Raw genomic sequence first — 18533 nt, forward strand, 5'->3', positions numbered from 1 at the left:
GAGCCTGCTTTCCCGTTGTGCGTCTGCTTCAGGGGCTTACGGGGTGCGCCGGCGCAGCGTCGCCGCCCCGAGCAAGAGTGCCACGATGACGCAGCCGACGATGATGCCGAGGTCCCTCCACACGAGGCCGGTCGGCTCGGTGTGGGTGCCGAGCTCGGTGAGCGCCTGCACGGCGTACGACATGGGAAAGACATCACTGATGGCCTGCAGCCAACCGGCCATCTGGTCGCGGGGCTGCAGCAGCCCGCAGAGCAGCACCTGCGGCAGGACCACCGCCGGCATGAACTGCACCGCCTGGAACTCACTGTTGGCGAACGCGCTGACCAGCAGGCCGAGCGCCATGCCGAGCACGGAGTTGCCGACCGCGATCACGGCGACGAGCCACGCCGGTCCGAGCGTGTCGAGGCCGAGGAGGAGGTACGCGAGCGCCGACGCGATCGTCGCCTGCACCGCGGCCGCGACGGCGAACGCGATGCCGTAGCCCAGCAGGATGTCGACCTTGCCGATCGGCGTGGTCAGCAGCCGCTCGAGGGTGCCGGTGGTGCGTTCGCGGAGCATCGCCACACTGGTCAGCAGGAACATGATCACCAGCGGGAACACGCCCAGCATGACGAGCCCGACGCGGTCGAACAGCTGGGGGTTGGTGTCGTACAGGTAGCGCAGGAGCGTGAGCAGCACCGTCGGCACGACAAGGATCAACGCGATCGTGCGCCGGTCGTGGCGGAGCTGCCGCAGGATGCGCCCGGCGGTCGCGAACGTCAGACGTGCGGACATGTCAGGCCACCTTCTCCTTCTCCGTCTCCTGCGCCTGTACGAGTCGCAGGAACGCCTCTTCCAGGTCTTCCGTGCCGGCCCGCTCGCGTACGGCGGCGGGCGACTCGTCGGCGATGAGCAGCCCCTCGCGGATCAGCAGGAGGCGATCGCAGCGGCCCGCCTCGTCCATCACGTGGCTCGACACCAGCAGCGTCGAGCCGGCCTTCGCCAGGGCGTGGAACCGTTGCCACAGCTCGTTGCGCAGCACGGGGTCCTGCCCGACGGTGGGCTCGTCCAGCACGAGCAGCTGCGGCTTGCTCACGATCGCGCAGGCGAGCGACGCCCGGGCCCGCTGGCCGCCCGACAGGGTCCCGACGAGCTGGTTCTTGGCCTGGCCCAGCCCCACGTCGGACACTGCCTCGTCCGCCGCGGCGGCACCGAGCCCGTACAGCGAGGCGAAGTACCGCGCGTTCTCCCGGACGGTCAGGTCCGCGTAGACGCTCGGCGCCTGCGTCAGGTAGCCCACCTTGTCGCGCAGCGGCTTCGACCCCGCCGGGTGCCCCAGCACCGTCACCGTCCCGCTGACGATCTTCTGCACGCCGACGACCGCCCGCATGAACGTGGTCTTGCCGCTGCCGCTCGGTCCGAGCAGCCCCGTGACGCTCCCGCTGGGCACCGTGCAGGTGAAGTCGTGCAGCACCCGCCGCTTGCCCCGCGCGACGACGAGGTGCTCGACCTCGATCGCGTTGGCCATCTTGGATTCCTCCGGTCACTCCCTGAAACTCAACGACTGATGAACTCAACGGTAGATGAAATCTTGAACGTGCGTCAAACACGAAACGGGGCGGACCGATGTGTGCGGTCCGCCCCGTTTCGCGCTTCTCGTCTACAACGCGAGCACGCGCTCCAGGAACTCCTTGTACTGCCGCAACGCCACCCGCAGCGCCTCGGTGTCGGGGTTCTTGGCCGACCGGTGCGGGTCGATCGCCAGCTGCTGCTCCTGCAACTTCTCGGCAAGCGTCTCGATGGCGTCACTCACCACCGCCGACGCCCGCGTCAGCGCCTTCACCGGGTCGTCGACGAACTTGGACTCCGCCTTGACCAGCCGCGACCGGAACTTGTCCGCCCGCTTCGGCTTCCACAACACGATCCGCTGCTCGGCGAGGTCCCCGGGCCGCAGCGGGAGGGGCCCGGCGGTCGCGTACTCGAGCTCCTCGTCGTCGTCCGCTTCCACCTCGGCCACCGGCTCGTCGTCGGCCGCTTCGTCCTCAGCGTCGTCATCGGCGTCGGCCTCCGCGACCGGCTCACCGTCCGCGTCTTCGTCCTCGTCCTCCGCGTCAGCCTCCGCGACGGGCTCGTCGTCCTCGTCCTCGTCGTCCTCCGCGTCCGCGTCTGCCTCTGCCTCTGCTTCTGCGGTGGGCTCGTCGTCGTCGGCTTCGTCGTCCGCGTCCGTTTCCGCGGCCGGCTCGTCGTCGCTGTCGGCTTCGGCATCAGCGGCGTCATCGTCGTCCGCAGCCTCGGCCGCGATCTCCTCGACGTCGTCCGCAGCGTCTTCCGCTTCGGCGTCTTCCGCTGCTGCGGCAGGCTCGACCTCGGCGTCGTCCTCCTCGCCGGCGGCCGGCTCCTCCACCTCAACATCGGCTTCGGCGTCGACCTCGGCTTCAGCGTCGCCGGCGGCCTCGTCGTCGCTGTCGTCGTCCGCTTCCGCTTCTGCGGTGGGCTCGTCGTCGCTGTCGTCGTCCGCTTCCGCTTCTGCGGTGGGCTCGTCGTCGCTGTCGTCGTCCGCTTCCGCTTCTGCGGTGGGCTCGTCGTCGCTGTCGTCGTCCGCGTCCGCGTCCGCGTCCGCGTCCGCCTCGGCGTCGACCTCGGCTTCGGCCTCCGCGGCGACGTCCTCGGCGCTGTCACCGTCCGTGTCCTCCGCGGCAGCCTCGGCCTCCGGCTCGCTCTCAGCGGCCTCGTCCTCGGCGACCACGGCCTCGGCGTCGGGCTCGGCAGCCTCGTCATCGCCGGCCTCGTCCTCAGCGGCACCTTCTTCGGCGGCCGCTTCAGCCTCCGGCTCCGCCGCGACCTCTTCGCCCTCGACAACGGCCTCGGCCTCCGGCGCCTCGCCGCCGTCTTCGTCCTCGCCGGCCGCGTCCTCGGCAGCCGCTTCGACGGCGACCGCTTCGTCGTCCACCGCCACTTCGGCCTCGGGCTCGTCGGCAGCCTCGTCCTCGGCCGTGGCCTCTGCGTCGGGCTCGGCAGCTTCGTCGCCGCCGTCGGCAGCCTCGTCCTCGGCAGTGGCCTCGGCCTCGGATTCGGCGGCTGCGTCTTCGTCCGTGGCCTCGGCCTGAGGCTCGGCGGCTTCGTCTTCGTCGCTGGCGGTCTCGTCCTCGACGGTGACGGCCTCCGCGTCGGCCTCGGCGACCTCGTCCTCGACGGTGGCCTCGGCGTCGGGTTCGGCGGCCTCGTCGTCGCCGGCCTCGTCGTCGGTGGCGGCTGTTTCGATGGCGACCTCGGCCTCCGGCTCATCGCCGGCAGCGTCGGTCTCGTCGGCTTCGGCGACAGGCTCGTCCTCGGTGACCGCCTCGGGCTCGGCGGCCTCCTCATCGGCAACCACCTCATCAGCAACCGCGTCAGGCTCGTCGTCGGCCGCTGCTGCTTCGGGTTCGTCGTCGGTGGCCTCGTCGGCTACGGCCTCCGGCTCGTCGTCGGAGTCCGACTCGGCTGCGGGCTCTTCCGCTGCGGCGTCGGTGGTGGTGTCGTCGTCGGCGGTTGCGTCCTCGGATGCGTCTGCCTCGCCGGCTTCGTCGTCGGTGGCTTCGGCGGCCACCTCTTCGACGGTCTCGGCCTCTTCGGCGTCGTCGGCGGTGGCTTCCGCGGCGGGTTCGTCGTCGGTGGAGGTCTCTTCGGTGGCGGCGATCTCTTCGACGGCTTCCGGCTCGTCGTCGGAGTCCGACTCGGCTGCGGGCTCTTCCGCTGCGGCGTCGGTGGTGGTGTCGTTCTCGGCGGTTGCGTCCTCGGATGCGTCTGTCTCGCCGGCTTCGTCGTCGGTGGTCTCGGCGGCGACTTCTTCGACCGTCTCGGCGTCGCCTTCGTCGGCAGAAGCCTCGGCGGCGGGCTCGTCGTCGGTGGAGGTGTCCTCGGCGGCGTCGTCGTCGGAGGTGGTCTCGGCGGCGACTTCTTCGATGGTGTCGGCTTCGGCGGCGACGTCTTCGACCGTTTCGGTCTCGTCGGCGTCGGCGGTGGCTTCGGCGGCCACCTCTTCGACGGTCTCGGCCTCTTCGGCGTCGTCGTCGGCGGTGGCTTCCGCGGCGGGTTCGTCGTCGGTGGAGGTGTCCTCGGCGGCGATCTCTTCGACGGCTTCCGGCTCGTCGTCGGAGTCCGACTCGGCTGCGGGCTCTTCCACCACGGCGTCGGTGGTGGTGTCGTCCTCAGCGGTTGCGTCCTCGGATGCGTCCGCCTCGCCGGCTTCGTCGTCAGTTGCCTCTGCGGCGACTTCCTCGACCGTCTCGGCCGCGTCGTCGTCTGCGGCGGCGACCTCCTCGATGGCTTCGGCGTCAGCGTCGGAGGCCTCAGCGGCGGGCTCTTCGTCGTCGACAGCTTCGGCTGCGACTTCTTCGAGGGTCTCGAGATCCTCGGCGTCGCCTTCGTCGGCAGAAGCCTCGGCGGCGGGTTCGTCGTCGGTGGAGGTGTCTTCGGTGGCGACGGCGTCTACGGCCTCGGGTTCGCTGTCGGCTGCGTCGTCGTCGGAGGTGGTCTCGGCGGCGACCTCCTCGACGGTGTCGGCTTCGGCGGTGACGTCTTCGACGGTCTCGGCCTCTTCGGTGGAGGCTTCGGCGGCGGGCTCGGCGTCTGCGTCGTCGGCGGTGGAGGCTTCGGCGGTGACGTCTTCGACCGTTTCGGCCTCTTCGGCGACGTCGTCCGCGGTGGCCTCGGTGGCGGCGTCCACGGCCTCGGGCTCGGCAGCCTCTTCGTCGTCGGAGGTGGTCTCGGCGGAGACTTCCTCGACGGTGGTGGCTTCGGCGGTTGCCTCTTCGGCGGGGGTGTCGGTCGCTTGGAGGTCGGCGGTCGGGGTGGACTCGGCGGCGTGTGCGTCGACCCCAGCGGCCGGCTCCTCGTCGGTGGAGGCGGGGGACTCCTCGTCGGCGGGGCCGACGATGTCGGAGATGTCGTCGGGGACGGCGACGGTGATGGCGGCGTCGTCCGCGAGCGGCGAGTCGATGGCCGGTGACTCCGCGGCCGGTGACTCGGCGGCGTCGGCCGGATCCGAAGCCAGGTCCGAACCCGAATCCGCAGCCGAGTCCGCAGCCAGGTCCGAGTCCGCAGCCAGGTCCGAGTCCGTGGCCGGGTCGGAGGTCAGGTCCGTGGTCGGGGCGGGGGCCGGGTCGGCGCCCGCGGCGGAGGCGGCGGCGGCCGAGACCAGGGGGACGGTGTCCTCGACGGGCTGGCGCTGCTCGGGGATGCCCGGTGGAGTTGTCACTTCAGGGGAAGGGCCGGTCTGGTCGTTGACGTTGGGGTGCATGAGGAGGTCCTCCGTCCGCTCGGTCGGAACGGGGGGAGAGGGCCACCCGTTCAGACTGCTGTGGGCTCAGCGCTGGGGTCGCGGACGCCGGGAGGCCAAACGGCGCCCGGCCCGGAGCCACCGAGCCGACGGCAGGCGCGGCCCCCGGCGAGGAGGGTCGGCCGACGGCAGGCGGGGAGGGATGAGCGACCGCCCAGACTTCCGTGCGGCGCACCGTCAAGGTACTCCGCAAACACGGCCAGCCATAGACCCCAAACTGGCGGGAGAGGGCCGTGCGGGAGAATTGGGGGGTGTCGTCGAACCTTGATCCAGAAGTTGCGGACCGTCTGCGTCGTAACGAGGCCGGGTTGGTGCCTGCGGTCGTGCAGGAGCACGGGACCGGGCAGGTGTTGATGTTGGCGTGGATGGACGATGAGGCGTTGCATCGGACGCTGACGACGGGGCGGGCGACGTACTGGTCGCGCAGCCGCAACGAGTACTGGGTGAAGGGCGAGACGTCCGGGCACGTGCAGCACGTCAGGTCGGTGGCGATCGACTGCGACGGCGACACGCTGCTGGTGACGGTCGAGCAGACCGGCGCCGCGTGCCACACGGGCAACCACACCTGCTTCTACACGGACCTGAAGGTGACGCGATGACGACCGGGATGGTGGCGCCGGACGAGGCGACGTTCCGCGAGCTGGCGAGGACCCGGCGGGTGGTGCCGGTGACCCGGCGGCTGCTCGCCGACGGTGAGACGCCGGTCGGGGTGTACCGGAAGCTCGCCGGCGGCCCGGGGACGTTCCTGCTGGAGTCCGCGGAGCAGGGCGCCGGCTCGGCGGGTGCGGTGTGGTCGCGGTACAGCTTCATCGGCGTGCGCAGCGTCGCGACGCTCGTCGAGCGGGACGGTGACGCGCAGTGGCTGGGCGAGCCGCCGGCCAACCTGCCCACCACGGGCGACCCCACGCATGTCCTCAAGCAGACCGTCGAGGCGCTCACCGGCGACGACGCCGACCTCAAGGGGCTGGACCTGCCGCCGTTGTCGGGCGGTCTCGTCGGGTTCCTGTCGTACGACGCGGTCCGGCGCTTCGAGCGGCTGCCGCAGCTCGCCGAGGACGACCTGCACCACCCCGAGCTCGGCATGATGGTGGCGACCGACCTGGTGGCGCTGGACCACTTCGAGGGCACGGCGCTGCTCATCGCCAACGCCGTCCTGCCCGAGAAGGACGCCGACGAGGCGACCGTCAGGGCCGCGTACCACCAGGCCATCGGCCGCCTGGACGCGATGACGTCGGCGCTGTCCAGGCCGACGCCGCCGCTGGTGTCCACAGTGGACAAGCAGGGGCCGGGTGAGGTGGTCAGCCGGACCCCGGCGGGGGAGTACCCGAAGGCCGTCGAGGTCGCGAAGGAGGCGATCCGGGCCGGGGAGTGCTTCCAGATCGTCGTCGCGCAGCGGTTCGAGCGGGCCACCGACGCCGACCCCCTCGACGTGTACCGGGTGCTGCGCTCCACGAACCCGAGCCCCTACATGTACCTGCTGCGCTTCGAGGGCTTCGACGTCGTCGGCTCGTCGCCGGAGGTGCACGTCAAGGTCGACGGGCGGCGCGCGCTGCTGCACCCGATCGCGGGCACCCGCTGGCGGGGCGCGACGCCCGAGGAGGACAACGCGCTCGCCGCGGACCTGCTCGCCGACCCGAAGGAGCGCGCCGAGCACGTCATGCTCGTCGACCTCGCCCGCAACGACCTGGGGCGGGTCTGCAAGCCCGGGACGGTCGAGGTGCCGGAGTTCATGACCGTCGAGCGGTACAGCCACGTGATGCACATCGTGTCGACCGTCGTCGGCGAGCTCAAGGACGACCGGACCGCGTTCGACACCCTCGCCGCGACGTTCCCGGCGGGGACGTTGTCCGGGGCGCCGAAGGTCAGGGCCATGGAGATCATCGAGGAGCTCGAGCCGACCCGGCGCGGCCTGTACGGCGGCGTCGTCGGCTACTTCGGCTTTGGCGGCGACATGGACACGGCCATCGCGATCCGGACCGCGCTCATGCGGGACCGGATGGCGTACGTGCAGGCCGGCGCCGGCATCGTCGCCGACTCCGACCCGCTGTCGGAGGAGACGGAGACCCGCAACAAGGCCGCCGCCGTCCTCGCCGCGATCGCGACCGCCGAGACCCTGCGGCCAGCGCGATGACCGATCCACAACAAAGCCCCGCGACCGGTCCAGGACAAAGTCCCACGACCGGTCCACGACAAAGCCCCACGACCGATCCAGGACAGAGCCCCATGGCCGATCCGAAACAAGGCCCGACGCACGGCCGGCGGGGGCTGGCGGTCACCACGATCGCGACCGCGGCCGCCTCGGCGGTGGTGCTGTTCGCCGCCACCCGCCACTGGGACGCGGTCATGACGCATCAGGTGTCGCCGCTGCCGCCGATGACCGAGTACCGCACGGGCAGCGAACTGTCGCCGTGGCTGCCCGCCCTCGGCGCGGTCGGCCTCGCCGGCGCGGGCGCCCTGCTCGCGACCCGCGGCCGGCTCAGGACGATCGTCGGCGGCCTCCTCGCCCTCGCCGGCATCGGCATCGTCGGCGCGGTGACCGAGGCCCTGCAGCACCACATCGACGTGGGCTGGCCGATCGTCACGATCGTCGCGGCCCTCGTCGTCGTGGTCGCCGGTGGCGTCGCCATCCGCAGCAGCGACACGTGGCCGGAGATGGGCGCCCGCTACGACCGGCCCACCGCCCGTACCGCCGCGAAGACACCACAGACGGAGCTCTGGGACGCCCTCGATCGGGGCGAGGATCCGACCGCGGACAAGTAGGGTTTCGCCTATGGCGAGCAACGCGGCGAGCAGCAGCAAGGAAGTCATCGAGGTCGCCGGGCGCGAGGTGACCGTCACCAATCCCGGCAAGGTGTACTTCCCGAAGTCGGGCCGCACGAAGCTCGACGTCGTCCGCTACTACGTCGCCGTCGCCGACGGTGCCCTGCGCGGCGCGGGCGGCCGGCCGATGGCGCTGAAACGCTACGTCAACGGCATCGAGGGCGAGGCGTTCTTCCAGAAACGCGCGCCCGAGAAGCGCCCCGACTGGATCGAGACGGCGCAGCTGCGGTACCCGTCGGGCCGCACCGCCGAGGAGGTCGTGCTGCGCGACGCGGCCCAGCTCGCCTGGGTCGTCAACCTCGGCTGCCTGGAGCTGCACACCCACTCGGTCCTCGCCGAGGACGTCGAGCACCCCGACGAGCTGCGCATCGACCTGGACCCGGTGCCCGGGGTGCCGTGGTCGCAGGTGGTCGAGGTGGCGCTGGTGGCCCGCGACGTGCTCGCCGACCACGGCCTCGTCGGATGGCCGAAGACCTCCGGTTCGCGCGGGTTTCACGTGTACGCGCGGATCCACCCCAACTGGACGTTCGCCCAGGTCCGCAGGGCCGCGGAGGGCTTCGCCCGGGAGGTGGCCCGCCGGGCGCCGGAGATCGCGACCGGGGCGTGGTGGAAGGAGGAGCGGCACGGCGTGTTCGTCGACTACAACCAGAACGCGAAGGACCACACCACCGCCTCCGGCTACTCCGTCCGGCCGTCCGAGGAGGCCCGGGTCTCCACCCCGCTCACCTGGGACGAGGTGCCCGGCTGCGACCCCGCCGACTACACGATGGAGTCGGTGCAGGGCCGGCCGGACGCGTGGGCCGGGATCGAGGACGCCCGGGGCGACCTGACGCCGCTGCTGGAGCTGGCCGCGACCTTCAAGAAGACCCCGGCGAAGAAGGGCACGGGCCGCCGCGTGCCGACCATGCCGCTGATCGAGATCGCCCGCGCCGCGACGAAGGAGGAGGCCCTCGAAGGCCTCGAACGCTGGAAGGCCCGCCACCCGGCCGTCTGGCCGCTCCTGGAGCCCGCCGACGTCCTCGTCGACTCGATGCGCGGCGTCAACAGCCTGTGGACCCGCATTCGGCTCAACCTCGTGCACGTCCCTGAGGCCGACCGCCCGGCGCAGGAGCCCCTGGAGGTCGACTACGACCCGTTCGCGAAGTGGAAGGAGATGCAGGCCCGCGGCGAGACCCCGGCCCGCTGGCGCCGCCCCGCGGACCCTGCGAACGAAGAGGAACCGGCGACCTAGACGCGCAGGAGGTGGCCGTCGCCGAGGTTGCGCCCGGCGTCGCGCTCCACCGCGCCGCCCCACAGGAGCACCATGTCGGGGCCGGCCACCACAGTCGCGGCGAAGCGCCTGCCACCGGGCGGGTCCGGCAGGCGCAGCCACTCGCCGGTCGCCGGGTCCAGCAGGTGCCCGCCGACCGTGACCCGGCTGCCGGTGCTGAGCGCCGGGTCGATCGGCAGCGGACCGGCCCGCCGCGGCGCCGCCGGCAGCGGCCGCCAGGTGCCGGTGCCGGTGGCGAAGGCGAGGATGCCGCCCTCGGCGTAGGCGCGGCCCCAGTTGCCGACCTGCCCGCCGTCCGCGCTGCCGGTGCCGGTCCACACGACGGCGCCGTCCGCGGTCGTCACGCTGCCGCCGAGGATCTCGGTGGTCGTGGGCGCCGCCCACGTCGTCAGCGCGGCGTCGAGCGCGGCCAGCCGCAGCAGCGACGGCTTCGTGGCGCCGGGGTCCGGCACGAGATCCTTAGCGCCGAGCAGCAGCCGGTCGCCGGTCCACACCGCCGTACGGTCGAAGGACGGGCCGAGCGGGTCGTCGGGCAGGACCCGCCACGCGCCGGTCGCGACGTCGAACGCCGCGTCGACGGTCGGGCCGTGCTCGTCGGTCCCGGCGATGACGACCGGCGTGCCGCCCGCGTCGAGCAGCAGCCCGGTGCCCGGCGGCGGGGGCAGCTGCGTCCAGCGGTCGCCGTCGTACGCGAGGAACACCGCCGAAGTCAGCGCGTACACCCGGCCGCCGGCGGCCACGAGCTGGTCACCCTCGCCGAGCGGCACCGGCGCCGCGGCGATCGGCCGCCAGGTGCCGTTCGCCGGGTCGTAAGCGGCACCGTCGGTCAGGGCGGTCACCGGCCTGCAGGACGCGGTGGGCGGGCACGGCGGCTCCGCCGATCCGCCCACGACGACGAACCGCCGTCCGTCCCACACCCCGAGCGCGTCGTTCCGCGCCGCCAGCGGCGCCTGGGCCACCGCGGTCCACGCCCGGTCGGCCGCCGGCGGCTGACCACCCGCCGGCGCGCATCCCGCCAGGATGACCGCGACCGCCAGCGTCGCCACGCCCTTCCGCATGCCCGCAGTATGTCGCGGGACGGCCCATGATCGTGGCCCCTACGACACGACGGCTAGGGGGTCATGGCGTCGCGACCCAGCCGGCGACGAGGACGAGGCCGGTCCGGCGGTGCACGGCGAGGAAGCCGAACGGGCGGTCGAACGTGACCGTCACCCGCAGCTTGCGGGTGGTCAGCGGGTGGTAGGCGAGGGGGAACGCGGCGAGGGCGGTCACCGTCGCGGCCTGGAAGCCCAGGGCGGTGAACGACGCCACGGCCTGCTGGCGGGCCGACGACACGGCCAGGTCGACGGGGCTGATCCCGGGGAACGTGCCGTCCCGCGCCGCGGTCCGCAGGCCGAAGAGCCGGTCGAGGGCCAGGAGGTCATGGTGGGCGGTGGCGTCGAACGACGGCAGGCTCACCACCAGCTCGGGCTCCGGCGTGGCGGAGTCGACGTCCTGGACGGTCACCCCGGGGCCGCCGGTCGACGGGGTGGCCCGGTGCCGGCCGTCGATGGCGGTGGACAGGACCGAGCCGGGGGTGGCGGCGTCGGTACCGAGGGCGAGGACGACGTCGATGTCCCCGGTGCCCGCGACGGTGAGCAGCGTGACCCCGTCGACGTGGCGCAGCGGTTCGAGGGCGTCGGCGGCGGTGTGCTTGCGGAACAGGGCGGGCAGCGGGCGCCCGGACCAGGGGCCCGCGGCCGGGGTCATGGTCGAGTCGCCGAACGGCTGGACCCACTCGGTGACCACGGACAGCGCGGACGCGAGCACGAGCCCGGTGTCGCCGTCGACGGCGACCGGCAGCGCCGTGATGCGCCCGCCGGTCCGCTCGGCGGCCCACGCGTCGAGGCGCCGCTGGTCGGCGGCGGGGTCGCCGGACAGGCGGGTCCCCGGATCCCAGCCGGGGGTGAGCGGGAGGTCGTGCCGCGTCCAGACGCCGGCCGCGAAGCCGGGCGGCAGCGGCAGGGGCGACGGCGCGACCGCGAGCAGCTCGTCGCGGGCCGGGCCGGCGGCGACGCCCGCGAGGGTGCTGAGCAGCGGGTAGACCCCCGCGCCGGAGAAGACCGCCGGGCCGTCGGAGGCGGCCGCCCAACGCGAGGTCAGGGTGTTTGCGGCAGTGACGCTCATGCACTCAACCATACGAACGGCAACGCATTATGCCCTAGTCCATCAGGTGACGTCGGCCATACCCCCACGGCCATCCACTGACCGGGGGGCTCCTAGCATCGGACGCATGACCACCGGAGAGGGGAGCTCCTTGATCAACGCGGAATCTGGCCGTGTGCTCGACGAGATCCTCGCCGGCGTGCGCGAAGACTTGGCCATCCGCGAGGCGCAGAAGCCCCTGGACGAGATCAAGGCAGCCGCGGCGCAGGCGGCACCGCCCATCGACGCCTACGCCAAACTGCGGGCCCCCGGTGTCGGGGTGATCGCCGAGGTCAAGCGCGCGTCGCCGTCGAAGGGGCAGCTCGCCGAGATCCCGGATCCGGCGGAGCTGGCCAAGGAGTACGCGGCGGGCGGTGCCCGCGCCGTCAGCGTGCTGACCGAGGGCCGCTGGTTCGGCGGCAGCCTCGACGACTTCGCCGCGGTGCGCGCCGCCGTCGACGTGCCGCTGCTGCGCAAGGACTTCGTCGTGTCGTCCTACCAGGTGCACGAGGCCCGGGCGTTCGGCGCCGACCTCGTCCTGCTGATCGTGGCCGCGCTGGACCAGAACACCCTGTCGGGACTCCTCGACCGCATCGAGAGCCTGGGCATGACGGCCCTGGTCGAGGTGCACGACGAGGAGGAGACCGACCGCGCCCTGGAGGCCGGCGCGCGGGTCATCGGGATCAACGCGCGCAACCTGCGGACGCTCGAGGTCGACCGGACGGTGTTCGAGCGGATCGCGCCCGGCCTGCCCAACGACGTCGTGAAGATCGCCGAGTCGGGGGTCCGCGGGCCGCACGACCTGATCCGGTACGCGTCGGCCGGAGCCGACGCGGTGCTGGTCGGTGAGGGGCTCGTCACGCAGAAGAGCCCGCGTGACGCGGTCGCCGAGCTCGTCACTGCCGGCAGCCACCCGGCGACGCCGCGGCCCGCCCGGTGAACGCGTTCCTGTCCGCCGCGGGCCTGCTGCCGGACCAGTCGGGGCACTTCGGCGAGTTCGGCGGGCGGTTCGTCCCCGAGGCGCTCATCGCCGCGCTCGACGGCCTCGACGCCGCGTACCGGCACGCCCAGGCGGACGAGGCGTTCCAGGCCGAGTTCGGCCGGCTGCTGCGCGACTACGCCAACACCCCGTCGCCGCTGTATCGGGCGGACCGGCTGTCCGCGCACGCCGGGGCCCGCGTGTTCCTCAAGCGCGAGGACCTCAACCACACCGGCGCCCACAAGGTCCGCAACGTGCTCGGCCAGGCGCTGCTGACGAAGCGGATGGGCAAGCACCGGGTCATCGCCGAGACCGGCGCCGGCCAGCACGGTGTCGCCAGCGCCACCGCCTGCGCCCTGCTCGACCTCGAGTGCATCGTGTACATGGGCGAGGAGGACACCCGCCGCCAGGCGCTCAACGTCGCCCGCATGCGGATGCTCGGCGCGACCGTCGTGCCCGTCACGACCGGCTCGAAGACGCTCAAGGACGCGATCAACGAGGCGCTGCGCGACTGGGTCACCAACGTCGACACGACCCACTACCTGCTCGGCACCGCCGCCGGCCCGCACCCGTTCCCGGCGATGGTCCGCGACTTCGTCAGCGGCATCAGCGTCGAGGCCCGCAAGCAGATCCTGGAGCAGACGGGCCGGCTGCCCGACGCGGTCGCCGCGTGCGTCGGCGGCGGGTCCAACGCGATCGGCGCGTTCCACGCGTTCGTCCCCGACGAGGGCGTCAAGCTGTACGGCTTCGAGGCCGGCGGCGACGGCGTCGACACGGGCCGGCACGCGGCCAGCATCACCGGCGGCTCCACGGGCGTGCTGCACGGTGCCCGCACGTACCTGCTGCAGGACGAGGACGGGCAGACCATCGAGTCGCACTCCATCTCCGCCGGCCTGGACTACCCGGCCGTCGGCCCGGAGCACGCGTACCTGCACGACACCGGCCGCGCGATCTACGAGCCGGTCACCGACGCCGAGGCGATGGCCGCGTTCAAGCTGCTGTGCCGGACCGAGGGGATCATCCCCGCGATCGAGAGCGCCCACGCGGTCGCCGGCGCGCTGCGGGTGGTCCCGAAGCTCGCCGCCGACCTCGGCCGGGAGCCGGTCGTGCTGATCTGCCTGTCCGGCCGCGGCGACAAGGACATGGACACCGCGCGCGACTTCTTCGGGGTGTGACGACAGTGAGTGTTTCCGTCGCGTTCGAGAAGGCCCGCGCGGAGGGCCGCAGCGCGCTCATCGGCTACCTGCCGGCCGGGTTCCCGACCGTGCCCGGCGCGATCGACGCCATCAAGGCGATGATCGACAACGGGGTGGACATCGTCGAGGTCGGCCTGCCGTACTCGGACCCGGTCATGGACGGCCCCGTGATCCAGCGGGCCACTGAGGCGGCCCTCGCGGGCGGCTTCCGGGTCGCCGACGGGCTGCGCACCGTCGAGGCGGTCGCCGCGGCCGGCGCGCCGATCCTCGTCATGACGTACTGGAACCTGGTCGAGCGGCACGGCGTCGACCGGTTCGCCGCGGACCTGGCCGCCGCCGGCGGCGCCGGGCTGATCACGCCCGACCTCATCCCCGACGAGTCGGCGCCGTGGCTCGCCGCGTCCGACGCGCACGGCCTGGACCGGGTGTTCCTGGTGTCGCCGTCGTCGACCGACGCTCGGATCGCGATGACCGCCGGCAAGTGCCGCGGGTTCGTCTACGCGACCAGCGTCATGGGCGTCACCGGCGCCCGCAGCAGCACCAGCAGCGCCGCTCCGGCCCTCGTCGAGCGGGTCCGCAGGGCCGACCCGTCCGTGCCGGTCGCGGTCGGTCTGGGCGTCTCCAACGGCGACCAGGCCGCGGAGGTCGGCGCGTTCGCCGACGGGGTCATCGTCGGCAGCGCCCTCGTGCGGTGCCTGCTGGACGCCGCGACCCCGGCCGAGGGCGTCGCCGCCGTCGCCGCGCTGAGCGCCGACCTGGCGGAGGGCGTGCGCCGCCGCTGAGCCGGTCACGTCGGGCTGGAGGCGTGCGGCGCGTTGCTGAGGCCGTCACGCCTGGCCGAAGGCGTTCGGCGTTGCTCAGGCGTCACGTCCGGCCGGAGTCGCGCTGAGTGCCGACCCGTCCGGAGCCGTGCTGAGCGGCGGGCTGTCCGACGGCGCGGCGTTGCTGAGCCGTCACGTCCGGCCGGAGTCGCGCTGAGTGCCGACCCGTCCGGAGCGGCGGGCCGGCCGACGGCGTGCGGCGCCGCTGAGTCACTCCGCCCGACCGGAGTCGTTGAGCCGGGCGTGCGGCGATTTTTCCGTTTGGTACCTGTAGCGCTCCTGCTCTCCGCGGCGCCCGGCCTCGCCCTGGCCGTCCCGGGCACGGAACGTCCGGCGGCGACCGTCGTCGACGCCGGCTGGCGGCAGGACGGCAACGGCCCGGGCCGCAGCGGGTACCAGCCGGTGACCCCCTACCTCGGCACGCGGTCCGCCGCGCGGCTCGACACCGTGTGGACCGCGCCCGTGTCCCGCCCCGACGAGCAGGTCGGCGGCGCGGTCGTCGCCGACGGCGTCCTGCTGCGCTCCTCCGGCGGCCCGACCGGGCAGATCCGCCGGTACGACGCGGTCACCGGCGCCGACCTCGGCCCGGTCGTGGACGCCCCGGGCCGCAGGTTCGGCCAGCTCGCGTCGGTCCCGGGCAGCGCCGGCGGCACCGGCGGCACGCTGCTGGTCGAGTCGCAGGCGATCGACGTGCCGTCCGGCGAGCTCGGAGCGCGCTTCCTCACGTCGTACACCGGCCGCGGCGACAACCAGTGGGAGACGCCGCTGCCCGGGGAGGTGTCCGGCGGGTTCACCGTCGTCGGGGACCTGGTGCTGCGCGCGGCGGGCGCGACCCTGACCGCGCTGCGCCTGGACGGCGGCGCCGTCGCGTGGACCGCGCCCCTGGACGGCGAGGCGGGCCTGCACCCGCCCGTCGCGGACGCCGGCGTCGCCCTGCAGCCGTTCGAGGCGGGCACCGGCACGGGGCTGGCCGCGTTCGACCTGCGGACCGGCGCGCGGGTGTGGCGGCAGGACGTCAGCGGCCCGTGGGTGATCGCGGCCGGCGGCGTCGCCTACACCACCGGCCTCGGCGGCGTCTGCGCGGTGTCGGTCGCCGACGGCGCCCGCCGCTGGTGCGACACCACGACGCTGACCGACCCACGTTCGGCGGCGACCGACGGGCAGACCCTCATGGTCCTCGACGCGCACGGCCGCGCCGCCGGGTTCGCGGTCCGCGACGGCGCGGTCCGCTGGACCCGCGACTGGGGCATGGCCGGCGCCGAGGTCGCGACGTCCTACTGGGCGCCGGTGACCGGCGGCGGCGTGCTCTACGCGGTCGTGTACCAGTTCGCGATCCGCGACGGCGCGCCCGTGCACCGCAGCGAGCTGCTCGCCTTCGACGCCGCCGCCGGGACCCTCCTGCTGCGCCGTGAGCTGGCCTTCGACGCGCTGCACGGCGCCGAGCCGCTGCTGCTGTCCGGCGACCACGTGTACTTCGCGGCGCTCGAAAAGCTGTTCGCGCTCGGGGTACGCTGACCCCATGTACGCCGGTCGAATGATGCGCCCCGTCACGGGGTCCGTCGGCGTGCGCTAAATCCGCTCACCACTCGCCCCTTGGTCCCGGGGCGAGCCGGATCAGGTCGTCCCGTCCAGACAGACCGGAGATCCGACATGAGCTTCTACGTCACCACCGCCATCCCGTACGTCAACGCCGCCCCGCACCTCGGGCACGCCCTGGAGCTCGTCCAGGCCGACGTCCTCGCCCGGCACCGGCGGCTGCGCGGGCAACGGGTCAGGTTCCTCACCGGCACCGACGAGAACGCGTTGAAGAACGTCACGGCGGCCGCCGCCGCGGGCGTCGACGTGGCCGCGTTCGTCACCGCGAACGCCGACCGGTTCGCCGCGCTCCGGCCGGTGCTGGACCTGTCGTTCGACGACTTCATCCGTACCGCCGCCGACGCCCGACACCGCAGGGGGGTCGAGACCCTGTGGCGGCGCACCGCCGCGAACGGCGACTTCTACCAGCGCGACTACCAGGGCCTGTACTGCCAGGGCTGCGAGCAGTTCTACGAGCCGTCCGAGGGGTGCGCCGAGCACGACGCGCCCCTGGAGGTCGTGACCGAGTCCAACTGGTTCTTCCGGCTGTCGGCGTACACCGGCCGCGTCCTTGCGGCCCTGGAGTCCGGCGAGGTCCGGGTCGAGCCGGCGGCGAAACGCAACGAGGTGCTCGCGTTCGTCCGGGCCGGCCTGCAGGACATCAGCGTGTCCCGGCCCGCCGCCCGCGCCGGCGGCTGGGGCATCCCCGTGCCGGGCGACCCGTCGCAGGTCGTCTACGTCTGGTGGGACGCCCTCGCCAACTATGTCACCGCGCTCGACGACCCCGACCTCTACCGCGACTGGTGGCAGGACGCCGCCGAGCGGGTCCACGTGATCGGCAAGGGGATCGTGCGCTTCCACGCCGTGTACTGGATCGCGCTGCTGCTGTCCGCCGGGTTGCCGCTGCCGACGACGATCTTCGTCCACGAGTACCTGACGGTCGACGGCGCCAAGCTCTCCAAGAGCGCCGGCAACGCGGTCGACCCGGGGGACCTCGCCGCCCGGTTCGGCGGGGACGCGCTGCGCTGGTGGCTGCTGCGCGAGGTGGCGCCGCTGGGGGACACCGACTTCACCGAGGAGCGGCTGCGGCAGCGGTACCACCAGGACCTCGCCAACGGGGTCGGCAACCTCGTCAACCGGACGGTGAGCCTGGTGCGGCGGTTCCGGTCCGGGGTCGTCACGGGGTCCACCGTCAAGGACACCGGGCTGTCCTCGGCGGTGGACCGGGCACTGGCGGGGTTCGACTTCCGGGCGGCGACCGAGGTGTTGTGCGCGGCCGTCGCCGGCGGCAACCGGCTGGTCGAGACAACCCGGCCGTGGGAACTCGCGAAGCAGGGGCGGGACGCGGAGCTCGACGTGGTGCTCGGCGAGCTCGTCGCCCTCTGCCGGGAGGTGAGCCGCGAGCTGGCGCCGTTCCTGCCGTCCGGCGCGTCCCGGCTCGCCGTGCGGCTCGGCTCCGGCGACCGGGTCGGCACCCCCGACCCGGTGTTTCCGCGGCTGGCTTAGCCGCGGGCCGGCCTTGCCGGGTGTCGCGGATGGGGTCTAGTGCGGGGGCGCCTCGCCGGGTGTCGCGGCTGGGGTTAGCGCAGGGCTGCTCGCCAGGCGTCGCGGATCGCCTCGGCGCCCCAGGCGTTGGGCTCGATGTGGCCGCACAGCCACAGGTCACGGTTGGTGGGGCGGGGGTCGGCGGCGGTCACGTCGCCGGCCTTCGCGCCGTGGCCGAGGAACGCGGCGTGCAGGTCCGCGACCACCGCGCCGTGCCGGGCCGCCGCGTCGCGGATCGCGCCGTTCAGCGCCGCCAGGATCTCCAGGCCACCCGGCCACGACGGCAGCCCCGCCCAGGTCAGGTCGCCGGTGCCGTCGGTCGGGTCGTACACCGTGCTGACAATCACACGGGCCCCGGTCGCGGCGAGGGTGGGCAGCACGACCTCGAAGTTGCCGGCGATCTTGGCGAGGGCGCGCTCCGCCACCTCGCGGTCCGCTCCGGCCCTGAACAGGGTCTCCAGCAGGTCGTTGCCGCCCATCGTCAGCGTGATCAAGGCGGGCCGACCCTCGACCTTGTCCAGCTGGAAGCGCACGACGTCGTCGCTGGTCGCACCGTCGCGGGCGAGCAGCGTGAGCTCGATGCCGAAGTCGTCGGCGAGCAGCGAGGCGGCACCCAGCCCGGGGCCGCCGGCATACTCGTCGATGGACATGGAGTCGCCGAGCGCGTAGTAGGCCACGGGACCAGTACATCATCCAGGTCCCGTGAATTTTTCAGCCGCCGGTGACCCAGCCGTCGCGCCACCGCTCTGGTCGTGCCGACGGCCGCTTCGGTCGTGTCGGTGGCCGCCTCGGTTATGTCGACTCGCTACGCTCTCCGACATAACCGAAATGTCGGACATGTTCGCGG

Annotated in this window: 15 protein-coding genes; 9 read left to right on the forward strand and 6 right to left on the reverse strand. The window is 73.2% G+C overall.

Annotated elements, in window-relative coordinates; all coding sequences use genetic code 11:
- Nucleotides 1-36: 36 nt before the first annotated feature.
- From ABD332_RS22405 to ABD332_RS22415, 3 genes are all read right to left on the reverse strand, one after another.
- Nucleotides 37-774, reverse strand: coding sequence for an ABC transporter permease (locus tag ABD332_RS22405; protein WP_344503960.1), 738 nt, complete (start codon nucleotides 772-774; stop codon nucleotides 37-39).
- A 1-nt stretch (nucleotide 775) separates the two neighbouring features.
- Entirely contained in the window at nucleotides 776-1507 is a 732-nt protein-coding gene (locus tag ABD332_RS22410) for an ABC transporter ATP-binding protein (RefSeq protein WP_344503961.1), read from the reverse strand.
- A gap of 132 nt (nucleotides 1508-1639) precedes the next feature.
- Nucleotides 1640-5257, reverse strand: coding sequence for a midas domain-containing protein (locus ABD332_RS22415; RefSeq protein WP_344503962.1), 3618 nt, complete (start codon nucleotides 5255-5257; stop codon nucleotides 1640-1642).
- Nucleotides 5258-5529: 272 nt separating this feature from the next.
- Here ABD332_RS22415 and hisI point away from each other — a divergent pair, with 272 nt between their 5' ends.
- The 4 genes from hisI to ligD all read left to right on the forward strand — a co-directional run bounded on the left by hisI (nucleotide 5530) and on the right by ligD (nucleotide 9347).
- Complete coding sequence (gene hisI / locus ABD332_RS22420) at nucleotides 5530-5895, forward strand: phosphoribosyl-AMP cyclohydrolase (RefSeq protein ID WP_344503963.1); 366 nt, start codon at nucleotides 5530-5532, stop codon at nucleotides 5893-5895.
- Nucleotides 5892-7427: an anthranilate synthase component I gene (locus ABD332_RS22425; RefSeq protein WP_344503964.1), complete on the forward strand. Its 1536-nt coding sequence runs from the start codon at nucleotides 5892-5894 to the stop codon at nucleotides 7425-7427. Before hisI ends, ABD332_RS22425 begins: the two co-directional genes overlap by 4 nt.
- A 92-nt stretch (nucleotides 7428-7519) precedes the next feature.
- Nucleotides 7520-8056, forward strand: a complete 537-nt coding sequence (locus tag ABD332_RS22430; protein ID WP_344503965.1) for a Trp biosynthesis-associated membrane protein — start codon at nucleotides 7520-7522, stop codon at nucleotides 8054-8056.
- A gap of 10 nt (nucleotides 8057-8066) precedes the next feature.
- Nucleotides 8067-9347, forward strand: a complete 1281-nt coding sequence (gene ligD, locus ABD332_RS22435; protein ID WP_344503966.1) for a non-homologous end-joining DNA ligase — start codon at nucleotides 8067-8069, stop codon at nucleotides 9345-9347.
- On the opposite strand, the gene ABD332_RS22440 is transcribed toward ligD, so the two are convergent.
- Together ABD332_RS22440 and ABD332_RS22445 are read right to left on the reverse strand one after the other, a co-directional pair.
- Nucleotides 9344-10444, reverse strand: a complete 1101-nt coding sequence (locus tag ABD332_RS22440) for a Kelch repeat-containing protein (protein WP_344503967.1) — start codon at nucleotides 10442-10444, stop codon at nucleotides 9344-9346. The two genes, ligD and ABD332_RS22440, sit on opposite strands and share 4 nt — an antisense overlap.
- Before the next feature lie 61 nt (nucleotides 10445-10505).
- A complete protein-coding gene (locus ABD332_RS22445; protein WP_344503968.1) occupies nucleotides 10506-11552 on the reverse strand; it encodes a serpin family protein in 1047 nt (348 codons plus the stop codon).
- Nucleotides 11553-11706: 154 nt separating this feature from the next.
- On the opposite strand from ABD332_RS22445, the gene trpC reads away from it, so the two are divergent.
- From trpC to ABD332_RS22470, 5 genes are all read left to right on the forward strand, one after another.
- A complete protein-coding gene (gene trpC, locus ABD332_RS22450; protein ID WP_344504037.1) occupies nucleotides 11707-12510 on the forward strand; it encodes an indole-3-glycerol phosphate synthase TrpC in 804 nt (267 codons plus the stop codon).
- A complete protein-coding gene (gene trpB, locus ABD332_RS22455) occupies nucleotides 12507-13724 on the forward strand; it encodes a tryptophan synthase subunit beta (RefSeq protein WP_425552271.1) in 1218 nt (405 codons plus the stop codon). Before trpC ends, trpB begins: the two co-directional genes overlap by 4 nt.
- Before the next feature lie 5 nt (nucleotides 13725-13729).
- A complete protein-coding gene (trpA, locus tag ABD332_RS22460; RefSeq protein WP_344503969.1) occupies nucleotides 13730-14527 on the forward strand; it encodes a tryptophan synthase subunit alpha in 798 nt (265 codons plus the stop codon).
- A gap of 300 nt (nucleotides 14528-14827) precedes the next feature.
- The gene (locus ABD332_RS22465; protein ID WP_344503970.1) at nucleotides 14828-16081 is read left to right on the forward strand and encodes an outer membrane protein assembly factor BamB family protein; all 1254 of its coding nucleotides are present in this window, start codon (nucleotides 14828-14830) and stop codon (nucleotides 16079-16081) included.
- Nucleotides 16082-16216: 135 nt separating this feature from the next.
- Complete coding sequence (locus ABD332_RS22470; protein ID WP_344503971.1) at nucleotides 16217-17647, forward strand: methionine--tRNA ligase; 1431 nt, start codon at nucleotides 16217-16219, stop codon at nucleotides 17645-17647.
- Nucleotides 17648-17721: 74 nt separating this feature from the next.
- On the opposite strand, the gene ABD332_RS22475 is transcribed toward ABD332_RS22470, so the two are convergent.
- A complete protein-coding gene (locus tag ABD332_RS22475; RefSeq protein ID WP_344503972.1) occupies nucleotides 17722-18363 on the reverse strand; it encodes a GDSL-type esterase/lipase family protein in 642 nt (213 codons plus the stop codon).
- Between the last annotated feature and the right edge of the window lie 170 nt (nucleotides 18364-18533).

The organism is Dactylosporangium maewongense (genome assembly GCF_039531485.1).
Lineage (GTDB): Bacteria > Actinomycetota > Actinomycetes > Mycobacteriales > Micromonosporaceae > Dactylosporangium > Dactylosporangium maewongense.

What these genes read in the sequence shown, in the direction of transcription:
- ABD332_RS22405 (WP_344503960.1), bottom strand. Translation starts at nt 774, where the DNA reads ATGTCCGCACGTCTGACGTTCGCGACCGCCGGGCGCATCCTGCGGCAG.
- ABD332_RS22410 (WP_344503961.1), bottom strand. Translation starts at nt 1,507, where the DNA reads ATGGCCAACGCGATCGAGGTCGAGCACCTCGTCGTCGCGCGGGGCAAG.
- ABD332_RS22415 (WP_344503962.1), bottom strand. Translation starts at nt 5,257, where the DNA reads ATGCACCCCAACGTCAACGACCAGACCGGCCCTTCCCCTGAAGTGACA.
- ABD332_RS22425 (WP_344503964.1), top strand. Translation starts at nt 5,892, where the DNA reads ATGACGACCGGGATGGTGGCGCCGGACGAGGCGACGTTCCGCGAGCTG.
- ABD332_RS22430 (WP_344503965.1), top strand. Translation starts at nt 7,520, where the DNA reads ATGGCCGATCCGAAACAAGGCCCGACGCACGGCCGGCGGGGGCTGGCG.
- ligD (WP_344503966.1), top strand. Translation starts at nt 8,067, where the DNA reads ATGGCGAGCAACGCGGCGAGCAGCAGCAAGGAAGTCATCGAGGTCGCC.
- ABD332_RS22440 (WP_344503967.1), bottom strand. Translation starts at nt 10,444, where the DNA reads ATGCGGAAGGGCGTGGCGACGCTGGCGGTCGCGGTCATCCTGGCGGGA.
- ABD332_RS22445 (WP_344503968.1), bottom strand. Translation starts at nt 11,552, where the DNA reads ATGAGCGTCACTGCCGCAAACACCCTGACCTCGCGTTGGGCGGCCGCC.
- ABD332_RS22470 (WP_344503971.1), top strand. Translation starts at nt 16,217, where the DNA reads ATGAGCTTCTACGTCACCACCGCCATCCCGTACGTCAACGCCGCCCCG.